General features: G+C 63.0%; 19 protein-coding genes. 3 read left to right on the plus strand and 16 right to left on the minus strand.

Features of this window, described 5'->3' with window-relative positions; translation table 11 throughout:
* Positions 1-12: 12 nt before the first annotated feature.
* The 5 genes from BQ4888_RS10545 to BQ4888_RS10565 form a co-directional block, all read right to left on the minus strand.
* Complete coding sequence (locus tag BQ4888_RS10545) at positions 13-669, minus strand: potassium channel family protein (protein WP_092057075.1); 657 nt, start codon at positions 667-669, stop codon at positions 13-15.
* Between the two features lie 17 nt (positions 670-686).
* A complete protein-coding gene (locus BQ4888_RS10550) occupies positions 687-2,090 on the minus strand; it encodes a TrkH family potassium uptake protein (RefSeq protein WP_240746327.1) in 1,404 nt (467 codons plus the stop codon).
* A 75-nt stretch (positions 2,091-2,165) separates the two neighbouring features.
* Complete coding sequence (locus BQ4888_RS10555) at positions 2,166-3,653, minus strand: TrkH family potassium uptake protein (RefSeq protein ID WP_092057077.1); 1,488 nt, start codon at positions 3,651-3,653, stop codon at positions 2,166-2,168.
* Positions 3,650-4,318, minus strand: coding sequence for a potassium channel family protein (locus tag BQ4888_RS10560; protein ID WP_092057079.1), 669 nt, complete (start codon positions 4,316-4,318; stop codon positions 3,650-3,652). The genes BQ4888_RS10555 and BQ4888_RS10560 overlap by 4 nt, the downstream gene beginning before the upstream one ends.
* Positions 4,315-4,746, minus strand: coding sequence for a potassium channel family protein (locus tag BQ4888_RS10565; protein WP_092057081.1), 432 nt, complete (start codon positions 4,744-4,746; stop codon positions 4,315-4,317). The genes BQ4888_RS10560 and BQ4888_RS10565 overlap by 4 nt, the downstream gene beginning before the upstream one ends.
* 116 nt (positions 4,747-4,862) lie before the next feature.
* On the opposite strand from BQ4888_RS10565, the gene BQ4888_RS10570 reads away from it, so the two are divergent.
* The 3 genes from BQ4888_RS10570 (at position 4,863) to BQ4888_RS10580 (ending at position 7,699) form a co-directional block, all read left to right on the plus strand.
* On the plus strand, positions 4,863-5,210 hold the full coding sequence (locus BQ4888_RS10570) for a c-type cytochrome (protein WP_170232825.1): 348 nt from the start codon (positions 4,863-4,865) through the stop codon (positions 5,208-5,210).
* 47 nt (positions 5,211-5,257) lie between these two features.
* Entirely contained in the window at positions 5,258-5,821 is a 564-nt protein-coding gene (locus BQ4888_RS10575) for a hypothetical protein (protein WP_092057085.1), read from the plus strand.
* 96 nt (positions 5,822-5,917) lie between these two features.
* Positions 5,918-7,699, plus strand: coding sequence for an SLC13 family permease (locus BQ4888_RS10580; protein ID WP_092057087.1), 1,782 nt, complete (start codon positions 5,918-5,920; stop codon positions 7,697-7,699).
* A 73-nt stretch (positions 7,700-7,772) separates the two neighbouring features.
* On the opposite strand, the gene BQ4888_RS10585 is transcribed toward BQ4888_RS10580, so the two are convergent.
* The 11 genes from BQ4888_RS10585 to BQ4888_RS10635 form a co-directional block, all read right to left on the minus strand.
* The gene (locus BQ4888_RS10585) at positions 7,773-9,164 is read right to left on the minus strand and encodes a sigma-54-dependent transcriptional regulator (RefSeq protein WP_092057089.1); all 1,392 of its coding nucleotides are present in this window, start codon (positions 9,162-9,164) and stop codon (positions 7,773-7,775) included.
* Positions 9,161-10,837 (minus strand): two-component system sensor histidine kinase NtrB, encoded by a 1,677-nt coding sequence (locus BQ4888_RS10590; RefSeq protein ID WP_092057090.1) that lies wholly within the window; start codon positions 10,835-10,837, stop codon positions 9,161-9,163. The genes BQ4888_RS10585 and BQ4888_RS10590 overlap by 4 nt, the downstream gene beginning before the upstream one ends.
* Entirely contained in the window at positions 10,837-12,054 is a 1,218-nt protein-coding gene (locus tag BQ4888_RS10595) for a type II secretion system F family protein (protein WP_092057091.1), read from the minus strand. Before BQ4888_RS10595 ends, BQ4888_RS10590 begins: the two co-directional genes overlap by 1 nt.
* 74 nt (positions 12,055-12,128) lie before the next feature.
* Complete coding sequence (locus tag BQ4888_RS10600) at positions 12,129-13,244, minus strand: type IV pilus twitching motility protein PilT (RefSeq protein WP_092057093.1); 1,116 nt, start codon at positions 13,242-13,244, stop codon at positions 12,129-12,131.
* 65 nt (positions 13,245-13,309) lie between these two features.
* A complete protein-coding gene (gene pilB / locus BQ4888_RS10605; protein WP_092057169.1) occupies positions 13,310-15,010 on the minus strand; it encodes a type IV-A pilus assembly ATPase PilB in 1,701 nt (566 codons plus the stop codon).
* Positions 15,011-15,078: 68 nt separating this feature from the next.
* Positions 15,079-15,942 carry a shikimate dehydrogenase gene (aroE, locus tag BQ4888_RS10610; protein WP_092057095.1) on the minus strand — a complete coding sequence of 288 codons (864 nt, stop codon included), beginning with the start codon at positions 15,940-15,942 and terminating at the stop codon, positions 15,079-15,081.
* Complete coding sequence (locus BQ4888_RS10615; RefSeq protein ID WP_092057101.1) at positions 15,932-16,942, minus strand: bifunctional riboflavin kinase/FAD synthetase; 1,011 nt, start codon at positions 16,940-16,942, stop codon at positions 15,932-15,934. Before BQ4888_RS10615 ends, aroE begins: the two co-directional genes overlap by 11 nt.
* Positions 16,939-19,197 (minus strand): ribonuclease R, encoded by a 2,259-nt coding sequence (gene rnr, locus BQ4888_RS10620; RefSeq protein ID WP_092057103.1) that lies wholly within the window; start codon positions 19,195-19,197, stop codon positions 16,939-16,941. Before rnr ends, BQ4888_RS10615 begins: the two co-directional genes overlap by 4 nt.
* A 36-nt stretch (positions 19,198-19,233) precedes the next feature.
* The gene (locus tag BQ4888_RS10625) at positions 19,234-20,553 is read right to left on the minus strand and encodes a DUF1015 domain-containing protein (RefSeq protein ID WP_092057105.1); all 1,320 of its coding nucleotides are present in this window, start codon (positions 20,551-20,553) and stop codon (positions 19,234-19,236) included.
* 81 nt (positions 20,554-20,634) lie between these two features.
* A complete protein-coding gene (locus BQ4888_RS10630; protein ID WP_092057106.1) occupies positions 20,635-21,195 on the minus strand; it encodes a pilus assembly FimT family protein in 561 nt (186 codons plus the stop codon).
* Between the two features lie 8 nt (positions 21,196-21,203).
* The gene (locus tag BQ4888_RS10635) at positions 21,204-24,236 is read right to left on the minus strand and encodes a pilus assembly protein (protein WP_092057108.1); all 3,033 of its coding nucleotides are present in this window, start codon (positions 24,234-24,236) and stop codon (positions 21,204-21,206) included.
* Between the last annotated feature and the right edge of the window lie 71 nt (positions 24,237-24,307).

A 24,307-nucleotide genomic window follows, 5' to 3' on the forward strand; every position in this document is an offset into this window, starting at 1 on the left:
GTCGTAACCTGTTCAGCCCAGGGATTTTTCCACATCGGCGGTCTTGCCGATGAGGATGAGAATGTCACTGTCCTTAATCACATGGGTGGGGGGCGGCGCGGGGATGAACTGGTCGGTCAGAACATCCTTGACGGCGATCACGGTGACGTGAAACTTGCGGCGGAGATCGAGCTCGACCAGGGTCTTGCCGATAAAATGCCGAGGGGGAACCGTTTCCGAGAGGGAATATTCCTCGGCCAGGGGGATAAATTCGAGAATGTTGGGGGTGGAGAGGCTGTGGGCGATCTTCCGCGCCATATCCTTTTCCGGATAGATGACCTCCGTCGCTCCGACCTTGTCCAGAATTTTGCCGTGATCCTCGCTGATCGCCTTGACCAGGATGCGTGGAACCTTCAGTTCCTTGAGATAAAGGGTGATCAGCGTCGACAGGTGCGAGCGCTCACCGGTCGAAACGACCGCCGCGTCGACTTCCCGTATCCCCTGCGCGTCGAGAAACTCCTTGTTGGCGGCATCCCCCAGAATCGCCTGGTCGGAGCAATCTTTCACCGCCTGCACCTTGTCACGGTCGGAGTCGATGGCGATCACCTCGTGACCGTCGGCATAGAGGGTCGAAGCCACATGAAAGCCGAAGCTGCCCAGGCCGATAACACAAAACTTTTTTTTCTTCACAGGAAAACCTCCCTGACTCAACCGATCATGACGTTCTCTTCGGCGTAACGGGTGGAAAAGCGCCGGGTTCTTCCGGCAATGGCGAAGGCCAAGGTCAACAGGCCCACCCGCCCGACAAACATGAGTACGATAATAATCCACTTGCCCGTTGTGTTCAGTTTTCCGGTCATGCCCATGGACAAGCCGGCCGTGCCGAAAGCGGAGACCGCTTCAAAAGCGCAGGCAAGAAACTCTCGGGGATTTTCATGCGTCGGATCGGGGCTTTGCACGATCAAGAGGGCAAAAAGCGCACAACTGATGAGGATAACAGCCAGAAGAACCAGGGAAAGAGCCTTGGTCACCAGTTCATCGGGGATGGTCCGGTGAAAGAGACTGACATGGGGATTCCCCTTGAGCCGGTTGTAAAAAACGGCGAAAAAGAGCGCCAGACAGGTGGTTTTCACCCCGCCACCGGCCGATCCCGGGGAAGCGCCGACGAACATGAGAAACATCATCAGAAACAGGGTCGGTGCACGAAACTCGTTCAAGTCGACGCTGTTGAAGCCGGCGGTGCGGGCGGAAACCGACTGGAAGAGAGAGGCCCAGAATCCTTCCATGAAAGACATGCCGGCCAAAACATTATCCTTCTCCAGCCACCCGATGAACAAAGCGCCGTAGAGGATCAAAAAAGCCGAGGTCACCAACACCATCTTGCCGTGCAGAGAGATACGGACAGGCCGCCGGGCTTTTTGCCCCCCGCCCTTAACCCAGGCCAGGAGTTCACGGATCACCAGAAAACCGATCCCCCCGAGAATAATCAGCGCCATGATCGTCATGTTGACCAAAGGATCGTCGCGAAAACCGACCAGACTGTCGGGAAACAGGGAAAAACCGGCGTTGCAGAAAGCGGAAATCGAATGGAAAAACGCGCTGTAGAGCCCCGGCCAGAGCCCCAGCCGGGGGACCAGAACCACCGCCAGCAACGCCGCCCCGAGGACTTCGATGACCAGGGTCAGAACCACGATCCCCCGGATCAGTTCCCGCCAGGAACCGACCGGGGTGTGCATGAGGGTTTCGTTGATGATCCAGCGTCCCTTGGCACCGACGCCGATGCGCAGATAGATGAAGAGGTAGACCGAAAAGGTCGTGATCCCCAATCCTCCCACCTGGATCAACGCGAGAATGACCGACTGGCCAAAGAAGCTGAAGCGGCTGCCGGTATCGACCACCGTCAGGCCCGTGACGCATTGGGCCGAAGTCGCGGTGAAGAGCGCATCGAGAAAAGAGAGGGGTTCCCCTCGCACCGCGAGCGGGGTGGCGAGCAGCGCGGCGCCGAGAAAAATCGCCAGGGCGTAAAAGAGCGCCAGCAGTTGGGCCGGCGAAAATTGTTTCAGCCGTTTTGCCCAAGGGCCATTTTGAGCGCTAGACATGGAGAAGGGCATGGCGAATCCGACAAGACGGGGTGAGCGCCGAATGGGGCCGTCAACTAAAAGATGAGAATATCACAGCCGCCGATCTCATCGGGGGATTTTTCCCGCCGCTCCCAGGTCCCGGGCCAGCTTGGCCAGCCCCCAGAAAAGGACGAAAAACTCCAGCCGCCCGAAGAGCATGCCGAAAATCTGCACCCAGAGCTGACCGTCGGGTGCGTCGGCGCCGGTGATGCCCACAGATAGGCCGACGGTGCCAAGGGTGCTGGCGAACTCGAAGAGGCTGTCGCCCAGGGAATGGCCGTAGGCCGTCAAAGCACAGCCGCCGAGCAGCCAGACGAAAAGAAAGAGCCCGACATAGGCGGCCGCCTTGCGGATCTCGCTCTCATTTAAAAAGCGGCGCCGTCCTCCGATCCAGATCCCCTCCTCGCAGCGCTCCCGGGGGGAACGGGCGGCTTCCCGGACTTCCCGGCGCAGGCCCTTTAACAAAAGGTAGATGCGGTGTTGTTTGATGCCGCCGGCGGTGGAGTTGGCGCCGCCGCCGATGAGCATAAGCAGGATCAGGACCAGATAGCCGAGGTCTTCCCCGCCACTGAAGGCGATGGTCTGAAAGCCGGTGGTGGAGAGGGCGGAAACGACCTGAAAAAGGAGCACCCGCAGATATTCGGGCAATTCGGGATAGACCCGGAAGGCTCCGGCGAAGAAGAGAACCACCGTCGCCAGGGGAAGGAGAACCACCGCCAGCCGCACCTCGCCGTTGCCGAGCACGGCCCGCCAGTGCCCCTTGAGCAGGGTGTAGGCGGTGAGAAAATTCAGGGTGCCGAGGCCCATCAGCAGCATCAGCACCGCCTCGATGGCCGGGCTGTTCCAGTGGGCGATGGAGTTGGCCCTCGTCGAGAAGCCGCCGGTGGAAAGGGCGCAGAAGGCGTGATTGAGGGCGTCGAACCAGCCCATCCCGGCCAGAGACAAGGCCGGTACGCCGAAGAGCAGATAACCGAAGTAGAGACGCAGGACCAGCCGCGCCGACTGGCGCACCTGTGGAACAAGCTGTTCGGAGCGCCCTTCGGCGGCGCTCAGCCCGACCCCGGCCGGACCGGCCATGGCGCTGAGCATGAGAATCGCCAGCCCGGCACCGCCGGCGAACTGCATGAGACTGCGGAAAAAGAGGAGTACGGGCGAGGTTTGTGCCACATCCAGCACCGACAGGCCGGTAGTGGTCCAGCCGCTGGTGGACTCGAAGACGGCCTCCGTCCAGCCCTGTCCCGCCCAGACGAAGGGAACGGCGCCGGCGAAAATCGCCGCAAACCAGGCCAGCACCACCAGCAACGAGCCTTCGGCCAGGGAAAGGAGGTTGTCCTCCGGCACGCGCGCGCAGACGCGCAGAAACCCGCCGAGCAGAAACAGCCCCAGGCCGGGGAAGAGAAAGCCGCCGAGCAGGGGAGCGTCTTCGGGGAAGACGAGGAGGAGCGGGAGCGGCGCCAGCAGCAGCAGGCCAATAAGAGCGACGAGGTAGCCGAGATGGCCGCAGAGAAAACGGTAGCGCTCGCGCAGATAATCCAGATAGCGGCGGTCGTTCACCGGGATTCCTCGCCGGTGAGCAGGCGCAGGGCCGCGTCCAGGCTCGCGGGGGCGGCGATGAGAATCAGCCGGTCGCCGGCCTGCAGGTGGGTTCCGCCCTTGGGAATCAGCACCTTGTCCCCGCGAATGATGCCGCCGAGCAGGGCCTCCTCGGGCAAGGTCAATTTTTTCAAGGGAAGCCCGATCGCCGGCGCCTCCTCCCTGAGCAGCACCTCGGAAACGGAGACCGAACCGTCCCCCACGGCCATCATCCGGGCGATTTCCTCGAAGCCGGCCTGTTCTTCGATAATCAGGGAGAGAATCCGCGTCGCCGAGATCGCCGTCGTCACCTCCAGCCGCTGAAAAACCTCTTCATTTTCCGGATCGTTGACCAGGGCGATGGTGCGCGGGACCCGGTACATGCGCCCGGCAATCTGGCAGATCGCCAGGTTGTCCTCGTCGTTAGGCAACAGAGCCAAGACCGTGTGCGCCCGCCAGGCCCCCGCCTCATTCAACACCCGCGGGTCAGTGGCATCCCCGAAAAGAACCGTTGCCCCGGTGCGCCGGGAGAGCTCCCGCGCCTCTTCCTCACTGGGGGCGACGACTCTGACGTCCACCCCCCGACGGGAAAATTGCCGCGTCAAGTAATAGAGGATCTTGCCGCTCCCCGCCAAAAGGACCTTCATGACCGCTTCTCCTCTCCGGTAAAGCGCCGCAGAAATTCCCCGGCACTGAGGCGGGTCGGGCTGATGGTCTCCACCCCCAGGGTCCGATACATCTCCTCCCGGTCCGGATCGTAGACCCGGGCCAGCACCCGAGGAACGGCGAAGACCGTCTTTGCCACCTGGGCGACCATGAGATTGACCGTATCCTTCTCGGTCGTCGCCATCAGGCAGTCAGCCCGCTCCAGATTGGCCTGACGTAATACCCGTTGTTCTACGGCATCGCCGGTCACCCGAAAACCGCTGAAACCGGCGTCGAGCAGGGCGAAGGAAGATTCCAGGCGATCGACGACCACGACCCGGGCGCCCTCCCGGCTCAGTTCTCCGGCAAGGAGCGCGCCCAGCCGACCGCAACCGACAATGACCACCGATAGGGATCTCTTTTTGCCCATGCCCACTCCTTTTCTACGGGATTCATCCTCTTGCAGCTCGCCTCAGCTCATCTATAATACCATTCGTCATGCAGATTGCCGGGCGCATCCCGGCCCTCTTTCCTGAAGGAGAAATCATGAAACAGCTGACTTTGTGTACCCTCTTCATCTGCGCCCTGGCGCTTCTCGCCGGTTGCGACAAGCCCGCTCCCACCGCCCGGGGCGTCGATCTGGCCCTGGGGGAAAGCGTCTACACCCAGCGTTGCGCCAGCTGCCACGAGCGTGGGCTGGCCGGAGCGCCCCGTACCGACGCAGCCGAGGAATGGACGACGGCCCTGGAACGGGGGATCGACACCCTCATCGCCAACTCCATCAACGGCTACCGGGGCGAGCGCGGCTTCATGCCCCCTCGGGGCGGCCATGCTGCCCTCACCGACGCCGAAGTGACCGCTGCCGTCCATTACCTGGTCAACAAGGTTCGCTGATCGCCTGAAGTCCGGCCTCGCCGGATACTTGGCCAAGGAGAAAGGTCATGCCGATGAACACGAACCATAAGCTGATCCCTCTGTTTCTCGCGCTGGCAATTCTCGCCCTCCCCGTCCGGCCTTCGGCCGCCGGCCGCGGCGAAGGCGATTACGGTTCGGCCGCACGCGTTGGCTCCTGGGATGACCGATCCCCGGAAGCAAGCGACCGTGACGACCTGCGCTACCTGGAAGAACGGGAGTACGAGCGCCGCTATCGCGACCGGGACGACAACGACAGCCGCCGCGAATTGCGGGAGAACGAGGAGGAGTACCGCGACCGGAAGACCGAGCGTGAGCGGCTGCGGGAGCGCTTCCCCGAGGACCGGCAGGATCGCCAAGGATATGACGACCGGGGCGATCGCGATGACCGGCAGAATCCTTATCGCGAACAAAACCGCTACGAGAATCGTCAAGGGCGCGGCTATGACGACGATGAGATGAGCCCAGCAGCGCGGGAGCGGGAATGGCAAAGGAAGATGGAACAGGAGCAGAGAGAGCTCGGGCGGGGGTCGGAACAGGGCCAAAGGCAACGCCAGGAACATCGACGCAAATGGTGGAACTTCTGGGACTGATCCGCCGCACGAAAAAGATCCGGGGACTCAGTCCCCCGCGCACCTCTCGCCCCAGCAGGGACCTGCGAAGCTTAACCTTCTGAAAAGAACGAGATCATGACGAGCGACCAGATTACCATCTTTGCCATCCTCGGCTTGACCCTGGCGCTCTTTATCTGGAACCGCTGGCGTTACGACATCGTCGCGATGTTGGCCCTGCTCGCCGTGGCGGGTTTCGGCCTGGTGCCGAGCGAGAGGATTTTCGTCGGCTTCGGTCATCCGGCGGTGGTCACGGTAATGGCGGTCCTGGTCCTCAGCCACGGTCTCTTTCTCGCCGGGGCGGTAGATAACATGGCCCGAGCCCTGGCCCGGGTGGGCCAGCGACCCAGCATCCAGGTCGCCGCCCTGACCGGGATCGTCGCCCTCAGTTCCGGCATCATGAACAATGTCGGCGCCCTCGCCCTGCTCATGCCTGTCGCCGTCTGGATGTCCCGGCAGAGCGGCCGTTCCCCTTCCCTGCTGCTCATGCCCCTGGCCTTCGGTTCACTGCTCGGCGGCACCCTGACGATGATCGGCACGCCGCCGAACATCATCATCGCCTCCTACCGCGAACACACCGGCGCCCCCTCCTTCGGGATGTTCGACTTCCTCCCGGTGGGCGGTGCGATCACCCTCACCGGCCTGGCCTTCATCGCCCTGGCGGGCTGGCGTCTGACCCCGAAACGCATTCGCGAGGGAGCGAAAAAGCTCTTCCGCATCAGCGACTATCTCACCGAGGTGCGGGTTCCCGAATCCTCCCGGCTGGTCGGTCAGCCCCTGCACAATCTGCTGTCGATTATGGAAAAAGAGGGGGAGGTCATTGTCACCGGCCTGGTGCGTGGAGAAATCCGTCAGCAGATGCCCTCGATCTATGAAGTTTTGCAGACGGGGGATATCCTGTTGGTCGAGGCCGACTCGGAAAGTCTCAAGAGCCTGATCGACCTGACCGGGCTGGAACTGGCGGAAAGCGGCAAAAAGGAAGGGGAAAAAGAAAAAAGAGGCGGGGAAATCAATCTGGTGGAGGTGATCGTCGCCCCCGAATCGACCCTGCTGGGGAGATCGGCGACCACCCTCAAACTGCGGGAGCGATACGGCATCAATGTGCTGGCGGTGGCCCGACAGGGGCAACGTCTGCCGCGCCGGCTCGGCAAGGTGCGTTTCGTCCCCGGCGACATTCTGCTGGTGCAGGGGCGGGAGGAAAGCCTGTCAACGACCCTGAGCGAACTCGGTTGCCTGCCCCTTGCCGAAAGGGGCATGCGCCTCGGCAAACCCCGGCAGGTCTTGCTGGCGGTCGGCATCTTCGGTGGCGCCCTGCTGCTGATCGCCCTGCACCAGGTCGCGGCGGCTCCGGCACTGATCGGCGGCGCCCTGCTCATGGTCCTGACCCGGGTACTCTCCACCCGCGAGGCCTACGCCGCCATCGACCTGCCGGTCATCGTCCTGCTCGCGGCTCTTATCCCCCTCGGAGAAGCCCTGGAAACGAGCGGCGGGGCGCGCCTCATCGCCGAAGAGCTGTTGACCTTCGCCCGGGGCGCCTCGCCGACCGCCACCCTGGCGCTGCTCACGGCCGCGACCATGCTGCTGTCCAACATCGTCAACAATACCGCCGCCGCGATCCTGACGGCGCCCATCGCCCTCGGCCTGGCCGAAGGGCTGGGCATCTCCGCCGATCCACTGCTCATGGGGGTGGCCATCGGCGCCTCCTGCGCCTTTCTCACCCCCATCGGCCATCAGTCCAACACCCTGGTCATGGAACCGGGCGGCTACCGCTTCGGCGACTACTGGCGCATGGGGCTCCCCCTCTCCCTGCTGGTGCTCGCCGTCGCCGTCCCCCTCATCCCCCGCGTCTGGCCCTTCTAGCCGTCATTCCCAACTCCCAACTCCCAACTCCCAACTCCCAACTCCCAACTCCCAACTCCCAGCTCCTCACTCCTCACTCCTCTTCCCCGTCCGCATCGATCCCATACTTGGCCAACCGATAACGGATGGAGCGAAAGGTGATACCGAGCAGCTCGGCGGCTTTCTTGCGCACGCCGCCGGTCTTTTCCAGGGTCCTGAGCAGAATGTCCTTCTCGATCCCTCCCAGGTAGGCGTCGAGATCGAGCCCGGCATCGGGGATCTGCGTCAGGGCGCCGGAGACCACCGGGGAGTCGTAACGCAGATGGGCGGGGAGGCAGTCGACGGTCAGCTCCTCGGCCGGGCCGAGGACCACGCAGCGTTCGATGACATTCTCCAGTTCGCGAATATTTCCCGGCCAATGGTAATCGAGCAGACGACGCAGGGCCTTCTCCTCGATTTTCATATCCTTGCGCCCGCTGAGCTTTTCAAAAAAATGCTCGATCAAGAGCGGGATGTCGCCGCGTCGATCGCGCAAAGGCGGCAGGGTGACGCAGATGACGTTGAGCCGGTAATAGAGGTCCTCGCGAAAGGTTCCCTTGGCCACCGCTTCGGCCAGATCCCGGTTGGTGGCGGTGACAATCCGCACATCGACCTTGACGTCCTTGGTCCCCCCCACCCGGCGAAATTCCCGTTCTTGCAAGACCCGCAGCAATTTGACCTGCATCATCGGCGGCAGTTCGCCGATCTCGTCGAGAAAGAGGGTGCCACCGTTGGCAACTTCGAAGAGCCCCGCCTTCTGTTGCACGGCGCCGGTGAAACTCCCCTTTTCATGGCCGAAGAGTTCGCTTTCCAGCAGATTCTCGGGGATAGCCCCGCAGTTGATCGGGACGATCGGCTTGTCGCGGCGGTCGCTGTTGTAATGGATCGCCCGCGCCACCAGTTCTTTACCGGTGCCGCTCTCGCCGAAAATCATGACATTGGCCTTGCTCGCCGCGACCTTTTCGATGAGATTGTAAACCTCCTGCATCCCCTTGCTCTTGCCGATCAGGCTGCAGAAGGAATAGCGTTTGCCCAACTCCTTCTTGAGTTCCTGGTTCTCCCGGCGCAGGCTCCGGCGCTCCAGGGCGTTCTGCACCACCAGGCGGATCTCGTCATTCTTGAAGGGCTTGATGATGTAGTCGTAGGCGCCGTTCTTCATCGCCTCCACCGCCTCTTCGGTGGTGGAAAAAGCGGTGATCATGATCATGGCGGTCTCGGGAAAACGCTGACGAACATGGGCGAGGAGTTCGAAACCGGTCATCCGCGGCATCTTGATGTCGCTGATGATCAGATCGTAGGCACAGGAACGCAGGCGCTCGACGGCCTGTTGCCCGTCGCCGACGGCGTCGACCTGGTAGCCGTCGCTGTGAAGCATGATGCTGAGAAATTCACGCATGCTCTCTTCGTCGTCAACGATGAGAATGCGGGGTCGCTGCTCTTGATTCATGGTCTTTCCTCGGTCACGGAACCAGGTTCCGATCGTTGCGGTAAACGGATGGTAAAACGGGTGCCGCCGGCGGCGCCGGGCTCGACCCGGACCTCGCCGCTGTGCCCTTCGACGATGGCGTGCACGGTCGCCAGCCCGAGACCGGAACCCTTGTCCTTGGTGGTGAAAAAGGGCTCGAAAATCCGGCCGCGCAGCTCCTCGGCAATACCCGGGCCGCTATCCTCCACATAGATCGCCGATTCCTCGGGCAGGATGCCGAAGGTGAGCGTCCCGCCTTCGGACATGACCTCGGCGGCGTTGATCGCCAAATTCCACAGAGCCTGACGCAGCTGCTGGCGGTCGACAACGAGACGAAAAGGGCCGGAATAAGCCCGGACCAGGCGCAGGCCGGAAAAGCGCTGATCGCCGGCGAGCACCGCAATCAGTTCGTCGACCAGTCGCGCCACATCGACCATAAGACGCTGCGCCGGTCGCGGCCGGGCATAGACGAGAAAATCGGTCAGGAGCACGTTCAGCCGCTGGGCTTCCTTGACGATGATCTTCATCAGGCGCTGTTCCGCCTCGGTGAGATGCCTGCCTTCGAGCAGCAGCTGGGCTGAGCCACTGATGGAAGCCAGGGGGTTGCGGATTTCATGGGCCATGCCCGAAGCCAGACGACCGACGGCGGCGAGACGGTCGGCGCGCTTGAGCTGCTCTTCCAGCAGTTTGAATTCGGAGAGATCCTGAAAAGCGACGAGCAGCCCGAGAACCTTCCCCTGGGAATCACGCATCAGGGACGAGGCGTAACCGAGGGTCAGGCTCCGGCCGTCGCTGGTGACGAAAGGACATTCCCGCCGGTTGACGAGAAGGAAACCTCTTTCGTCGAAAACCTGAAAATCGGGAAAAAGCTCGGACAGGCTTCGATTATAGACCTCGGAAAGGGAAAGGCCGGAAATCCTCCCCGCCGCCTGGTTGAAGGAACGAATCCGCCCCTCGGGGTTGATGATCATCAGGCCGCTAGTGACATTGGCGAGAATCGTGCGGTTGAGGTTCTCGAGTTCTTCGAAGTCGATCTCGCGCTTTTCCAGGGCCGCTTCGCTGCGCCGCAGGCGATCGACCAGGATGGTGCTGAAGAGCGCGGTACAGAAAAAGGCGAGAACGTTGACGAAGACCGAGTAAAAAACCGCGTTACCGTCAACGCGCTGGGATAGCCCCGATCCCCCAAAAAAAGGGAGATAGCCGTAGTATTGCAGATCGAGCAGGCTGCCGTAGAGGATGGCGGAGGCCGAGGCGACGAAGAGGATGTCCCGGCGTGCGAAAAAGAGGCTGGCGCCGATGATGACAAAAATGTAGAGAAAGGAAAAGAGGCTCTCGATGCCGCCGGTGACATAGATCAGCGCCGTGGCCAGAAGCAGATCCCAGACGACCTGCCCCTGAATAAAGAGCCGGGTGCGCCGCACATGGGGGAGCAGAAGGGCCGAAAGGCCGATCTGCGCGGCGCACAACCCGCCGATGAGATAGAGGGCGAGGAGGACCGGAGAAAGGGCCAGACCCCGTCCGTACCATTGATAAACCACCGCCCCGAGGAGGAAGAGGGCGATGATCAGCGCCCGGACCAGCAGATACCAGCGCAACTGACTCCTGGCCACCCGATTCGGGTGGGGGCGGCGCAGGATCTCCAGAAGTTTCCGCATCAGCCGCCGACGGTGCCGGCCAGCTTGAAGATCGGCAGGTACATGGCGATAACCAGGCCGCCGACGGTGGTGCCGAGGAAGAGCATGAGCAGCGGTTCCATCATGGCGGTCAGGTTGGACACCGCGTCGTCCACTTCGTCATCGTAGAAGTCGGCGATCTTGTTGAGCATGGTATCGATGGCGCCGGACTGCTCGCCGACCGCGATCATCTGGCAGACCATGGGCGGGAAGACCCCCGACTCCTCCAGCGGCTCGGCGATGGTCTTGCCCTCGCTGATGCTCTGGCGCACCTTGTAGATGGCCGTTTCCACCGTCTTGTTGCCGGCGGTCTTGGCGACGATGTCGAGACCGTCGAGAATCGGCACGCCGCTGGAGATCATCGTCCCCAGGGTGCGGGTGAACTTGGCGACGGCGACCTTGCGGATGAGAATCCCGAAAACCGGCACACTCAAGGCCCACTTGTCGATGGCCGCCCGCCCCGCCTTGGTCCGATAGATGCGCTTGACGCCCCAGATGGTGAGGAAAATGCCGGCGATAATGACGAGGATGTACTTCTGGATGAAGTTACTTATATTGATGACGATCTGGGTCGGCATCGGCAACGAACCGCCGAAATCGGCGAACATCTTCTCGAAAGCGGGGATGACGAAGACCAGGATAACGGCGATGACCAGAACGGCGATGCCGATGATGGTGGTCGGATAGGTCATGGCGCTTTTGACCTGCTTTTTCAGTTTGAGCGCCTTCTCGATGTAGGCGGCGAGACGGTTGAGGATGGTGTCGAGAATACCGCCGACCTCGCCGGCCGCGACCAGGTTGACATAGAGGTCGTCAAAGGCCTTGGGATGTTTCTTCAGGGCGTCAGCGAAGGTCGAGCCGGATTCCACCGCCTCTTTGACGTTGACCAGGATCCCCTTGAAGGTCTTGTTGTCCTGCTGGCGCCCGAGGATGTCGAGACACTGGACCAGAGGAAGACCGGCGTCGATCATGGTGGCGAACTGGCGGGTGAAGACCACCAGGTCCTTGGTGGTGATCTTCGGGGCAAAACCGGGAATCTTCAGCTCGACATCAAGCCCCTTGCCCCGCTCCTTGACCTTGGTCGGCATGATCCCGTTACGGCGCAACTGGGCATTGACCGCCGCCTCGTTGGGCGCTTCCATCTCCCCCTTCTGCACCTGTCCCGTGCGATTCTTGCCTTCCCAGGAAAACTTCGCCATAAAAACACCTCGTTTAGAAACACCGATGGGTTCAAGGGGAGCAATAAAAAGCCCCGCCCGTTAGGATCGAACGACTACCGTTGCGGCGCGGGAGCGCCGCCGGTAATGTTGCGGCGCAAAACCGACGCCGGGTTGGCGATCATCTGCTTGAGCTCCTCCGGCTCCGAGGAGCGGGTGAGCGCCGTCTCCATGCTCACCAGCTTCCGGTGGTAGAGCATGAAGAGGGCCTGGTTCATGGTCTGCATGCCGAATTTATCCTGGCCCATCTGCATCTGCGAATAGATCTGATGCACCTTGTCGTCGCGAATCAGAGCGCGGATCGCCATGTTCGGCACCATTACCTCCAGGGCCAGCACCCGCCCGCTACCGCTGGCGTGGGGAAGCAAGGTCTGGGAGAGCACCCCTTCGAGGACGAAGGAGAGCTGGGTGCGCACCTGCTGCTGCTGATTGGTGGGGAAGACGTCGACAATCCGGTTGATGGTCTGCACGCAGGAATTGGTGTGCAAGGTGGCGAAACAGAGATGGCCGGTCTCGGCGATGGTCAGTGCCGCCTCGATCGTCTCCATGTCGCGCATCTCGCCGAGCAGCACCACATCGGGGTCCTGGCGCAGGATGTACTTGAGCGCCCTCTTGAAGGACTGGGTATCGGCCCCGACCTCACGCTGATTGACCAGACACCTTTTATGGGGATGGAGGAACTCGACGGGATCCTCGATGGTGATGATGTGCTCGGCGCGCTCGCTGTTGATCGAATCGATCATCGACGCCAGGGTCGTCGACTTGCCGCTGCCGGTAGGCCCGGTGACCAGCACCAGTCCCCGGGGCTTCTTGCAGATGTCGCGCACCACCTGGGGCAGCCCCAGTTCGTCGAAGGTCTTGATCTGGTAGGGAATCAGCCGGAAGGCCCCGGCCACGGCGCCGCGCTGCATGAAGAGATTGCCGCGGAAACGGGAGAGGCCCTTGACCCCGAAGGAGAGGTCGAGCTCGTTCTCCTCTTCGAATTTGCGCTTCTGCGCATCGGTGAGGATGCTGTAGCAGAGCTGCTTGGTATCCGCCGGCTGCAGCAGGGGGAGCTTGAGGGGGACCATTTCCCCGTCGATGCGCACCAGAGGCGCGGTTCCGGTGGAAATGTGCAGGTCCGAGGCCCCCTGCTCGACCATCGTTTTCAAAAGCTGATGCATGCTTACCATAGGCGTCACACCTCGTCAGTAAAAAGCCGCCGGCGCGGCCAAGGCCATTTCAACAAAAAACGTCGTCAGTTATCGGCGACGGTACAGCGCAAGACCTCCTCCATGGAGGTCACTCCCTCTTTGAGTTTGGTCAGGGCCGACTGGCGCATGGTCTTGACCCCCAAGCGCATCGATTCCCGTTTGATTTCGGCAGTATTCGCCCCGGCCAGGATCAGCTCGCGAATCTCCTCGAACATTGGCATGATCTGGTAGATGCCGACCCGCCCCTTGTAGCCGGTGTTGTTGCAGGTCGGGCAGCCGACGCCGCGGTAGCAGACATATTCATCCACCTCGTCGGCGGAAACCCCGGCATCGATCAGCGCCTGTTTGGGGATCTCCTCCGGCTGCTTACAGGCCGAGCAGACCCGTCGACCGAGACGTTGGGCGGTAATCAGGTTGACCGCCGAAGCGACCAGAAAGGGCTCGATCCCCATGTTGAGCAGACGGTTGATGGTACTCGGGGCGTCGTTGGTGTGCAGGGTCGAAAGCACCAGGTGCCCGGTCAGGGCCGCCTTGACCCCGATCTCTGCCGTTTCAAAGTCGCGGATCTCGCCAATCATGATGATGTCCGGGTCTTGCCGCAGAAAGGCGCGCAGGGCGGCGGCGAAGTTGAGACCGATCTCTTCGTGCATCTGCACCTGGTTGATGCCGGCGAAGTTGAACTCCACCGGGTCCTCGGCGGTGGAGATATTTTCCGTGACCTTGTTCAGCTCGCCCAGGGCCGAATAGAGGGAAACGGTCTTGCCGCTACCGGTCGGGCCGGTGACCAGGACCATGCCGAAGGGCTTGTGAATGGCCTCCTGGAACCAGGCGAGGGCTCGGGGTTCGTAGCCGAGTTTGGTCATATCGAGTTGCAGGTTCGACTTGTCGAGCAGCCGCAGAACGATCTTTTCGCCAAAGAGGGTCGGCAGGCAGTTGACCCGGTAGTCCATGTCCTTGCCGGCGCCGAGCTTGATCTTGATGCGCCCGTCCTGGGGGAGGCGACGTTCGGCGATGTCCATCTCGGCCATGATCTTGATACGCGAGGTGATGGCGTTCTTCAGCTTCATCGGCGGCTTCATCACCTCATAAAGCACGCCGTCGATGCGATACCGCACGCGGAAGGTCGTTTCGTAGGGCTCGATGTGAATATCCGAGGCGTTGCGCTTAATGGCGTCGGTGAGAATCAGGTTGACCAGCTTGACGACGGGAGCGTCCTCGCTGGCTTTTTCCAGATCGCGGACATCGACGTTGTCTGCCTCATCCACCACCTCCAGGTCGATGTCGTCCAGATCTTCCATGACATCGGCGAAGGTCGCGCTCTGGTCGTAATACTTGTCGATCGCCTTCTTGATCGCCGCCTCGGGCGCGACCACCACCTCGACATTATAGCCGGTCATGAACTTGATGTCGTCGATGGCGAAGATGTTGGAGGGGTCGCTCATGGCGACGATCAGGGTGGAGCCGGCACGGTTGATGGGAATGATCTGGTATTTCTGGGCAACCTCGGCGGGAAGCAGGCGGATGACCGCCGTATCGATCTCGAATTCGGAAAGATTGATGGAGGGGACGCCGTACTGGCGAGAGAGGAAGGCGGCGAGCTCGTCCTCTTTGATGAAATCGAGTTTGATCAGGGCGGCGCCCAGCCGGCAACCTTCGCTCTTCTGAAGCTCCAGCGCCTTTTTCAGTTGTTCCTCGGTAACCAGCTGGTTACGCACCAGCAGTTCACCCAGACGGTTGCCTTTAATCGTCGACAAGGGACAACTCCTCACAAAGTCGGCCGGACACGAGAACCGGCAATTTCATAAAAAGAGAACTAACGAGCGGCGACCGCCGCCAAAAGTCGCGCCTTCATCACGCCGGATGGCGGAGTCTGGCCGGTCCAGAGACGGAATCCCTCTTCCCCCTGGGCGGCCAGCATGCCCAATCCGTCGGCCCCGGCATGCCCGCGTGTGGCGGCCTCGCGCAGGAAGGGCGTCGGCTCGAAGCCGTAGACCATATCGTAAACCACCGCGAAAACCGGGAGTTTTTCCCAGGGGAACCCAGGGAGAGCCTCCCCCCCGAGCCCCAGTGCCGAGCTGTTCACCACGAGATCAACCCCGGCCAGGTGCGCCGCCAAGTCCTCGGTGGCCAGACTGCAACTTGCAAACGACGTGCCGGAAAAAACCGGCCGGAACTCCGCCACCAGCGCCGCCGCCCGCTCCGGAGTGCGATTGGCGACGACGATGGCAGCGGCTCCGGCCTCGGCCAGGGCGACCAGAGCAGCGCGGCTGGCGCCGCCGGCGCCGAGCAGGAGAATGCGCCGTCCCGCCGGGTCAAAGCCGAGATCCTCGGCCAGGGAGCGGAGAAAACCGATCCCGTCCGTATTATAGCCGATCAGGCGCCCTTGCCGGTTGACAACGGTGTTGACGGCCCCGATCAAGCGGGCCTGGGGATCGATCTCGTCGAGCAGGGGACAGACCCGTTCCTTGTGGGGAACAGTCAAATTGACACCGAGCAAGTCAAGAATCCGTATCGCTTCGACCGCCGTGGGGAGGGCGTCGGGAAGAACGTGGAAAGGGACGTAAACGGCGTCGTAGCCGATTCCCGTGAGCGCCGCGTTGTGCATGAGCGGCGACAGGGAATGCTTCACCGGATCGCCGAAAATACCGATGATTCGGGTGGTTCCGCTAATCTTCATGCCATTCCCCCAGCCCCGAGCCCGGCGGTTCCGGTTCGGTGATCGTATCGAGGTATTCCCGGTAGGTGATCAGCCGCCGCCGACCGAGGATTTCCCGGGCGGCGGCGATGTCGGCAGCAATCGCCTGGCAGAGCTCGACCAGCGAGGGGAAGCGCTTTTCGTTGCGCAACCGCTGATAGAAGTAGACGCGCAACGTCTCGCCATAGAGATCGCCGGAAAAATCGAGAAGATGGACCTCCACCGTCACCTCCTGGTTGCCGAAGGTGGGATTCCAGCCGATGTTGAGCACGCCGTCGTACAGCTCCCGGCCACGCCGGACCTTCACCGCGTAGACCCCGGGGATGGGCAGCAGCTCCTTCTCCGTCACCAGGTTGGCGGTGGGAAAACCGAGTTTGCGCCCCCGTTCGGCGCCGTGGGCGACCACCCCTTCGAGGGTATAGTGGCGGCCGAGAAAACGCACCACCCCGGCGACATCACCGGCGCTGATCATGTTGCGCACCAACGAACTGCTGTAGACGACGTTATGCTCGGCCAGCGGTTCCAGCACCTCGACGGTAAAGCCGATCTTCCGCCCCTGCTCCTGAAGAAAACGGAGGTTGCCGAGGCGCCCTCGGCCGAAGGCGTAGTCGTAACCGACGATGAGATGGCGCACGGCGAGTTTCTCGACCAGAACCTCCTGGACGAATTCCTCGGCGGTCAGCAGAGACAGCTCGCGGGTAAAGGGGAGGCAGACAAGCAGGTCGATGCGCGAGGCGGCGATGAGCAGCTCCTTTTCCGCGCGGGTGTTGAGCATCTTCGGCGCCTGCTCGGGAGCGAGGATCTTGAGGGGATGGGGATCGAAGGTCAGGACCGCCGCCGTCCCGCCGATGGAACGGGCCTTGCGCACCACCCGCCGGAAGATTTCCCGGTGGCCGAGATGAACCCCATCGAAGTTGCCGATGGTCAGCACCGTCTCCCGGGGCGGCGTGGTCAGGGCCTGAAGATCGCGGATGATTTTCACGAATCCGACCCCTTTGACCGAGGCTTTTGCCTTCCGGTGAATCCTCCTTTTTTCTCCGGGCGCTTCGTGGCCATTCCTTCCGCACGGGCTCCGCCCTTTTTCCGGCGAGTTGGTGGCGCGCCTGCGGCCGTCGCTTCCTCCACCAGCACGAAATCGATCTCCCGGCGCGGCAGGTCGACCCGGTTCAAGCGCACACGCAACGGCAGGCCGACCTGGAAAATCCGCCGCCGATGCTCGCCGATCAGGCGCTGCAAGTCTTCTTCGTAATGATAAAAATCGTCTTCCAGGCTGGAGATATGCACCAGCCCTTCGACAAAAATCTCATCCAGTTCGACAAAGAAACCAAAGGGGCGTACGCCCGAAACCAGGGCCGAGAACTCCTCGCCCAGACGGGGCAGCATGAACTGACACTTCTTCAGGGCGACGATCTCCCGTTCCGCCTCCATCGCCCGCCGTTCGCACATCGACGTCCGCTCCCCGGCTCCCGGCAGATACCTTTTCCAGGTCGCCATCCGCTCCTCACTCAACTGCCCGGCGCGCAACACCTCGCGCAGGATGCGATGGATGATGAGGTCGGGATAGCGGCGGATCGGCGAAGTGAAGTGGCAGTAGAGTTCGGCGGCCAGCCCGAAATGCCCGACATTCTCCGGCGCATAGCGGGCCTGCTTGAGGCTGCGCAACAGCACGTTGTTGAGCAGCTTCTCCTCAGGGCGCCCCTGGAGCTCGGCCAGCAACTTCTGCAACTCGTGGGCGTCGACCCCCGTCTCCGAGAGCTTCAGACCGAAGTTGAAATGAGCGGCGAAAGCCTGGAACTCCTGAAGCTTTTCCAGATCGGGCGGTTCATGGATACGGTAGAGCACCGGCGCCTGGCGTTCGTGGAGAAAGGACGCCGTCGCCTCGTTGGCGGCGAGCATGAATTCCTCGATCAGCCGATGAGCGAAGGTGCGCTCGGCGCGGAGGATATTTTCCGGCTTGCCGGTCAACCCGAGAATCACCTCGGCTTCAGGCAGGTCAAAATCGAGGCTCCCTCGGCGTTGGCGCATCTCGATCAGGCGACGGGCCAGCTCCGCCATGACCTCCAGGTCAGGAACGAGCGGCGCGTAACGTTCCAGAGTCGCCGGCTCCCTCAGTTCGAGCATGGCATGCACCTCGGTGTAGGTGAGCCGCGCCCGACTGCGCATGAGCGCCGGATAAAAGCGGCTCTCCAGCCGCCGCCCCTGGCCGTCGAAGAGCATCTCGGCGGTCATCGCCAGCCGCTCCTCGTCAGTATTGAGGGAACAGATGCCGTTGCTCAACGCCTCGGGGAGCATCGGCAGACAGTGGCCGGGGAAATAGACGCTGGTGCTGCGCTCGTAGGCTTCGCGGTCGATCTCCCCGCCGGCGGGCACATAATGGGAGACATCGGCGATCGCCACCCAGAGACGGATCTTGCCCCCCTCTTCGTGCCGCGCCGCCACCGCGTCGTCGAAATCCTTGGCCGTCTCCCCGTCGATGGTCACCAGCGGCAGCTCCCGCAGGTCGACCCGCCCGGTGCGATCCTCTTCCGTCACCGCCGTCGGCACCTGGGCCGCCGCCGAAAGAACCGACTCGGGAAAACGATGGGGCAACTGGTGCTTGTAGGCGACGGCGAGAATCTCCACCAGGGGATCATCGGCGTCGCCGAGCACCTCCAGCACCGTTCCTTCCGGGCCGCGGGTGGTGCTGGGAAAGCTGTCGATGCGCGCCACCACCATCTGTCCGGCGCGGGGCGCCAGCGGCCCCGGATCGGGGATGATGAGGTCGTGGCGGAAGCGGGGATCGGCGGGGACGACGTAGCCGAAGCCGCGCCCCGCCTCGTAGCGGCCGATGAGCTGCCGCAGCCCGCGCTCGACGATGCGCACCAGGCGCCCCTCGGGCTTGCCGTCACGGGGGGAGTGCTCAATGCGCACCGCGACCTTGTCGCCGTCCATGACCTCGCGCAGATAGCGGGCCGGAACGAAGACATCGGTCTGCCGCTCGGGAGCGGAGACAAAACCGTAGCCGTCGCGATGCAGGGAAATGGGGCCGACCACCAGGTCGACCTGGCGCGGGAGGGAGTAACGACCGTTGCGGTGGCGGATCAGCACCCCCCGCTCGACCAGTCCCGCCAACAGTTCCAGGGCGCGGCGGCGTTCATCGCGGCGCAGCCGGAAACTGGCCAGGATTTCCCGTTCAGTCAAAGGCCGCCGGGCTTTTCCGGCAATGTAGTCGAGGAGTTGTTCGGCAGTAAGAGACATCGGCGGTCCGTCCTGAAAGGGGCCGTGACCGGCCCGTCATTCGATGGGGTTGATGACCATTCCGGAGAGGATTTTCGGATAGAAATAGGTGGATTTCTGCGGCATCTTCTCGCCGGCGTTGGCGACGTCGCGGACCTCGGACATGCGCGTGGGGTTGACCAGAAAGGCCAGTTGCGCCCCCTGCCCCTCGACCAGACCCAGCGCCTCGTCGATTCTGCGGATGTAGCGCAGCCGTTCCGAATCGTCCGAGGCGATCCCGAGCAACCGTTCGAGAAGCAGACAGTGGAGAATGGAGATATCGAGGGTACGCAGAACCTTGGGCGTCTTGGCGTCGAAAAATTCATCCATCACCCCCTCATCCCGCAGGCAGAGGTAATGGATCCGTCCGTCACCGGTGTAGAGCGCCAGGGTATGCCGGCAACTGCCCAGGTCGCTCAGCCGCGCGCGCAGCGCGAGGATCTGTTCGCCATCCCGGGGGTCGAAGGCCAGGCTTTCGATATCGAAATAGTCGGCCAGCCGTCCCAAAAAAGCCGCCGGATCGAAACCCGCCAGCCCGCTGACGACGCGATGGGCGGGAAAGATGCGCATGCCCTTATCTTCCATATTGGAAAGACACATGAGCACGTAGTTGAAGAGTTCCTTGCCGGTAAAATCGGGATGCAGCTGACGCATGTAGTCGCGATAGGCGATGGCCGCCTCATAGCGATGGTGGCCGTCGGCCAAGACCAGCGGCTTGTTGTCGAGCAGCGCCTGGGCCTTGCCGATGAGGTTTTCGTCGGTACAGCGCCACAAGCGATGCCAGACCCCGTCGTCGTCTTTAACTTCCACCTCGGGCTGGCGGTCTTTCTCCTTCTTCGCCAACACTTCCAGAACGCAGCAGGGATCGGAGTAGAGGGAGAAGACCGGGCTGAGATTGGCTTGGCAGGCCTTGAGCAAGGCCAGACGGTCAGCCTTGGGATCAGACAGGGTCTTTTCGTGGGGTTTGACCAGGCCGGTAGAAAATTCCTCGATGCGGGCCAGGGCGATAAGGCCGTTCCGGGTCAGCACCTGCCCGTCCTCGGCTGCATATTCCTGATCGTAGAGATAGATGGAAGGCTCCGGGTCGCGGCACAGGGTCCCGTCCAGGCGCCACTGCCGCAACAGGGCGGCGGCGCGGGTGTAGCGGTTGTCCTCGTCGGTATCTTCGGGGGAGATGCGGCCGAGGAGCAGGCGCACAATGTTGTGCTCGTGGCGCTGGTGCAGCTCTTCCTGCAAAGCCGGCGAAATCACATCGTAAGGGGGCGCCGTGACCTGGGCGAGATCGGCGATTCGTTTGCTGGAGTAGCGCAGCCCCCGAAAGGGGACGATTTTAGCCATCAAAAGCTCCCTTGACCGGATTAAATCAAAGGTTAACTATACTTAAATCGGTCAAAGGGTTGCAAGGGAAAAACCGGAACGCTACTCGAAGCCGGCGGTGGCCGGATTCCAGCGCAGCACGCAGATCCGGCCGGTGGCGGCATGGCTGACCCCAACCGCGTAGCGCCGCCGCGCCGGTTGCGTTCCCGCCCGTTCCTGCAGGCACAGATAGAGGGCGTTGCTCGATCCGTCGGGATTGAAGGAGAGATAGCCGGGACCGGCTTCGATCCGGCAATCCTGGGACAGCCCCAGCTCCACCCGGGCGGGAAATTCGACCCGCTGCCCGGGACGGTCGAGCCAGACGCTGCTCCCTCGGGAGAGATTTCCCTGTTGCAGCCAGAGCACCGGGCGTCCCCCCGGCGTCTCCCCCAGAGGCAGCGCCTTAACGCGGATCTCGCGATTACTCGCCACCGCCTGGGAACGGCCGAGACGCAGCAGCGACGCCACCTCGCGGGCGCAGCTGCGCACCTGCAGGGACTGCTGCCACTGGCGGAAGCCGAAACTCCCCAAGGCCGCCAAAATCCCGACCAGGGCCAGGGCGACGAGCAGCTCCAGCAGGGAAAAGCCGGCCGACCGCTTGCTTCTGGACCTTTTGCGTTCCATTTCCCACCTCACCACTGGCGCCAGTACAGGGGAAAGATCAGCCCGCCGGAAGGCGCCGACCGGCGGTGTAGCCCTCCCCCGGCACCGACCAGCAGCTCGGCCTCGCCCCCGTCCAGCAGGGTAACGATTCCACTCGGCAGCCCGGCGCCCAGGGCCACCCCCCGATCGGCGCGGCGCAACACCTCGCGCCGGGGACCGAGGGCGCGGGGATTGGCGGCATCCGCCCCTTCCCCGTCGTTCTCGGGATGAAAATTGAGGACCGCTTCGCCGGTGCGCCAGTCGACGGCATAGAGCCGCGCCCTCCCCGGATTGCCGACGACACAGGGGAGCGGCGGCAGCGCCTCGGGGGCGTCGGGCATATAGGTGGTGAAATAGACGACCCGGTTGAAGATCAAAGGCGCGCTCAAGACCTTCTCCCCCCCTGGGCGACCGGCCTGATCGAGCCGCTCCAGAGAGATCATCCAGCCGGGACAATCCTCGGAAAGCAGGGCCGCCAGCAGTTCGCCGCGGGCACCTTCGTCGCTGTCTTCCAACTGCAGGGCATCGCCAGTCACATCGACCAGGGCACTTTCGGTAATCGGCGCCGCATCGCTCAATCCCTGATCGCGAATGAGATAGAAGCGGTCGGTCACCGCCGTATTCAGGGGATGGGCGCGATCGCCGCTGCCGTAGGCGATAAGCCAGCGGTCAGCGGAACGGGCCAGGGAGAGGCCGGAGAACGCCTTGAGTCCGGCCGCCGGATCGGGCGCGAAGACCAGCGTCCCCGACCAGTTCGCCGGATCGTCTGTCCCCAACGTAAAGCGCCACAACCGTCCCCCCAGGTCGACGGCATAGAGGCGGTCGGCGAAACCGTCCTCGTCGCCGTCGAGGACGGTGATCTCCCCGGGAAACGGCCGGTCAAGGCGGGCTTCGTCCCGCGCCGTCCAACCCCAAACCCGCTCCGGCGCGCTTGCGATCAGCGGCACGCCCTGGGCATCGCGGGTCGCCAGGGCGAAGGCGTAGACCCCGCGCCCGGAGGCAATTGCCTGATCCGCGCCGATATGGCCTTCGCTCGTCGTCGGCCCGGCGCCGACCGCCGGGCAGCTGGGCTGGGGATAGTCGGCGACAGCCCCGAAACGACCATCCTCGGCGACATCGTAACCAGCGCCAATAAAGGCAACGTCCCGCACCGCGCCGCCAATACGGACCCGGGCCAGACGCGGTTCGCTCCAGCTCTCCCCCAGCTCGGGAAAGAGTGGCCGGCCGTCACCGCCGACCGTTTCCCGATCGAACTTCCAGAGAAATTTCGGTCGTTCCGGTATTGTCACATCGAGGGCGTAATAGGCCCCGCCTCCCCGACGCAGACCGAAGAGGAGAATCACCCGATCATCGGCACCGTTATCGACCATTCCCGCCGGGTCGCGATCATCGACCTCCTGCTCGGGGCCGGGACCGATGTTGCCGTCGCCGTCCCGGTCATAGATGAAAGGAACCGCCGTGCCGTCAACAAAATAGCCGTGCGCGACACCGGCCAGTCCGGCGAGCTCGGGCAGCAGCACATCGGGGATAAAGGCCCAGAGTTCGGCGCCGTCGGCGTCGCGGAAGGCGTGGAGCATGCCGTCGTTGCCGCCGACGAAGATCAATGTGCGATTTTGCGCCGGGTCGCTCTCGGCTTCGGCGTTTGCGGGAAAGCGCCGATAGGAGACCACCGTCGGCCGGGCATGGAGAAGATCGCCGAGAAGCCAATCCCGGGATTCGTCCGTCATGCCGTCGCCGTCCTCGTCAAAGACGTCGGTGCCGTGGAGATAGGCGAGCAGGCGTCCGGTCGCCTCGGCATCGCTCAGGCCGAACCGAGCCGGGCTCAGGTTGGCCACCGTGAGGGCGTTGGCGCTGTGGGTGAGATCGGCCTGATCGCTCAGATTCGCGTAAAGCCGCCGCCCCTCGCTAGAGAGCAGCACCTCCCCGGCGCCGCCGGCCGTGACGATGCCGCCGTCGGCGCGAGAACTCCAGAAAGAGACCGAGCCCGGCTTGAAATCCCCCGCCGCCGTCCCGGCGCAAGCGCCGGCATCCCGGGCATCGGGGCAGAGGGCGACGGCGCCGTTTTTATCGACGATACGCCCCTCGCCGTCGACGGCGTATTTTTTCAGATTGCCGAGCCAAGGCTTCTGGCTGCGGGGTAGGAAAGAGCTCAAGTAGATGCGGGAGGGGGTGGCGGTCGACAGGCCCGCGCCGGAAGAAAGGCTCGGCGTGGTAAAGGAGGAAGCCGCCTCCGCCGTCAGATTGGCCAGCATTTCCCCCAGGCCCGCGCCGATTTCGGCGGCATTGGCGACGTTCCGGTAGAGCCCCCGCCCATCTTCGGCGACGGCGCGCAGCAGCGCATCTTCCCCCGCCAGGGCCAGGGCGTGGGTGCGAAGATTCTGGCGGTCTTCCCAGCCGGCGGCGAGATCCCCGGTGTAGGCACGAGCGGCGACCTCATCGGCGACATAGCCGTCGCCGTCGCCATCGGCCAGGGAAAGATGCTCGGTGCGTTCCGCCACCGCCGCTCCGACGTCCCGCCCCGGAGCGATGACGATGAAGATGTTTTTCTGGCAGGCGGCGGCGATGGGGGACGCGGGAAATTCGGCAGCCGCTACCGGCGCCGTCGCCGTCGGGCGCTCCCGTTCGAAATAATAGATCCCGTCGAGCAACGCCTCGGCCAGGGTCGAAGTTAATTCTTCGGGGTTTTCCGCCGCCGGAAAGGATAAAAGATCGTTGAAGCGCTGCCAATCACCCTCCCCGGCCAGATCCCCCACCGGCAAGAGCAGCTGCCCACCAGGCGCGCCGCCACCGAAGACCATCAGCCCGACCTGCACCCGGTCGCGCCAGGGGGCCAGGGCCGCAGGCAGCGCCTCCCGCAACAGTTCCTCGGAAACGCCCCGCTCGATCAGCAACAACACATTTGCCGCCGGCACCGAAGCCGGTCCCGGCTCGGTATAGATGGCGGTATCCCCCACAAACCAATCCGCCCCCCACCCCGCCGAGGCCATCCCCAGCAAAAACACCACCACCGCAATCCACCTCATCGCCAAACCTCCCAGAATCCAGGATCCAGGTTCTAGGCTCCAGGAACTAGGTTTCTGATACCTAGTTCCCC

The organism is Desulfuromonas acetexigens (assembly GCF_900111775.1).
GTDB classification, from domain to species: Bacteria; Desulfobacterota; Desulfuromonadia; order Desulfuromonadales; family Trichloromonadaceae; genus Trichloromonas; species Trichloromonas acetexigens.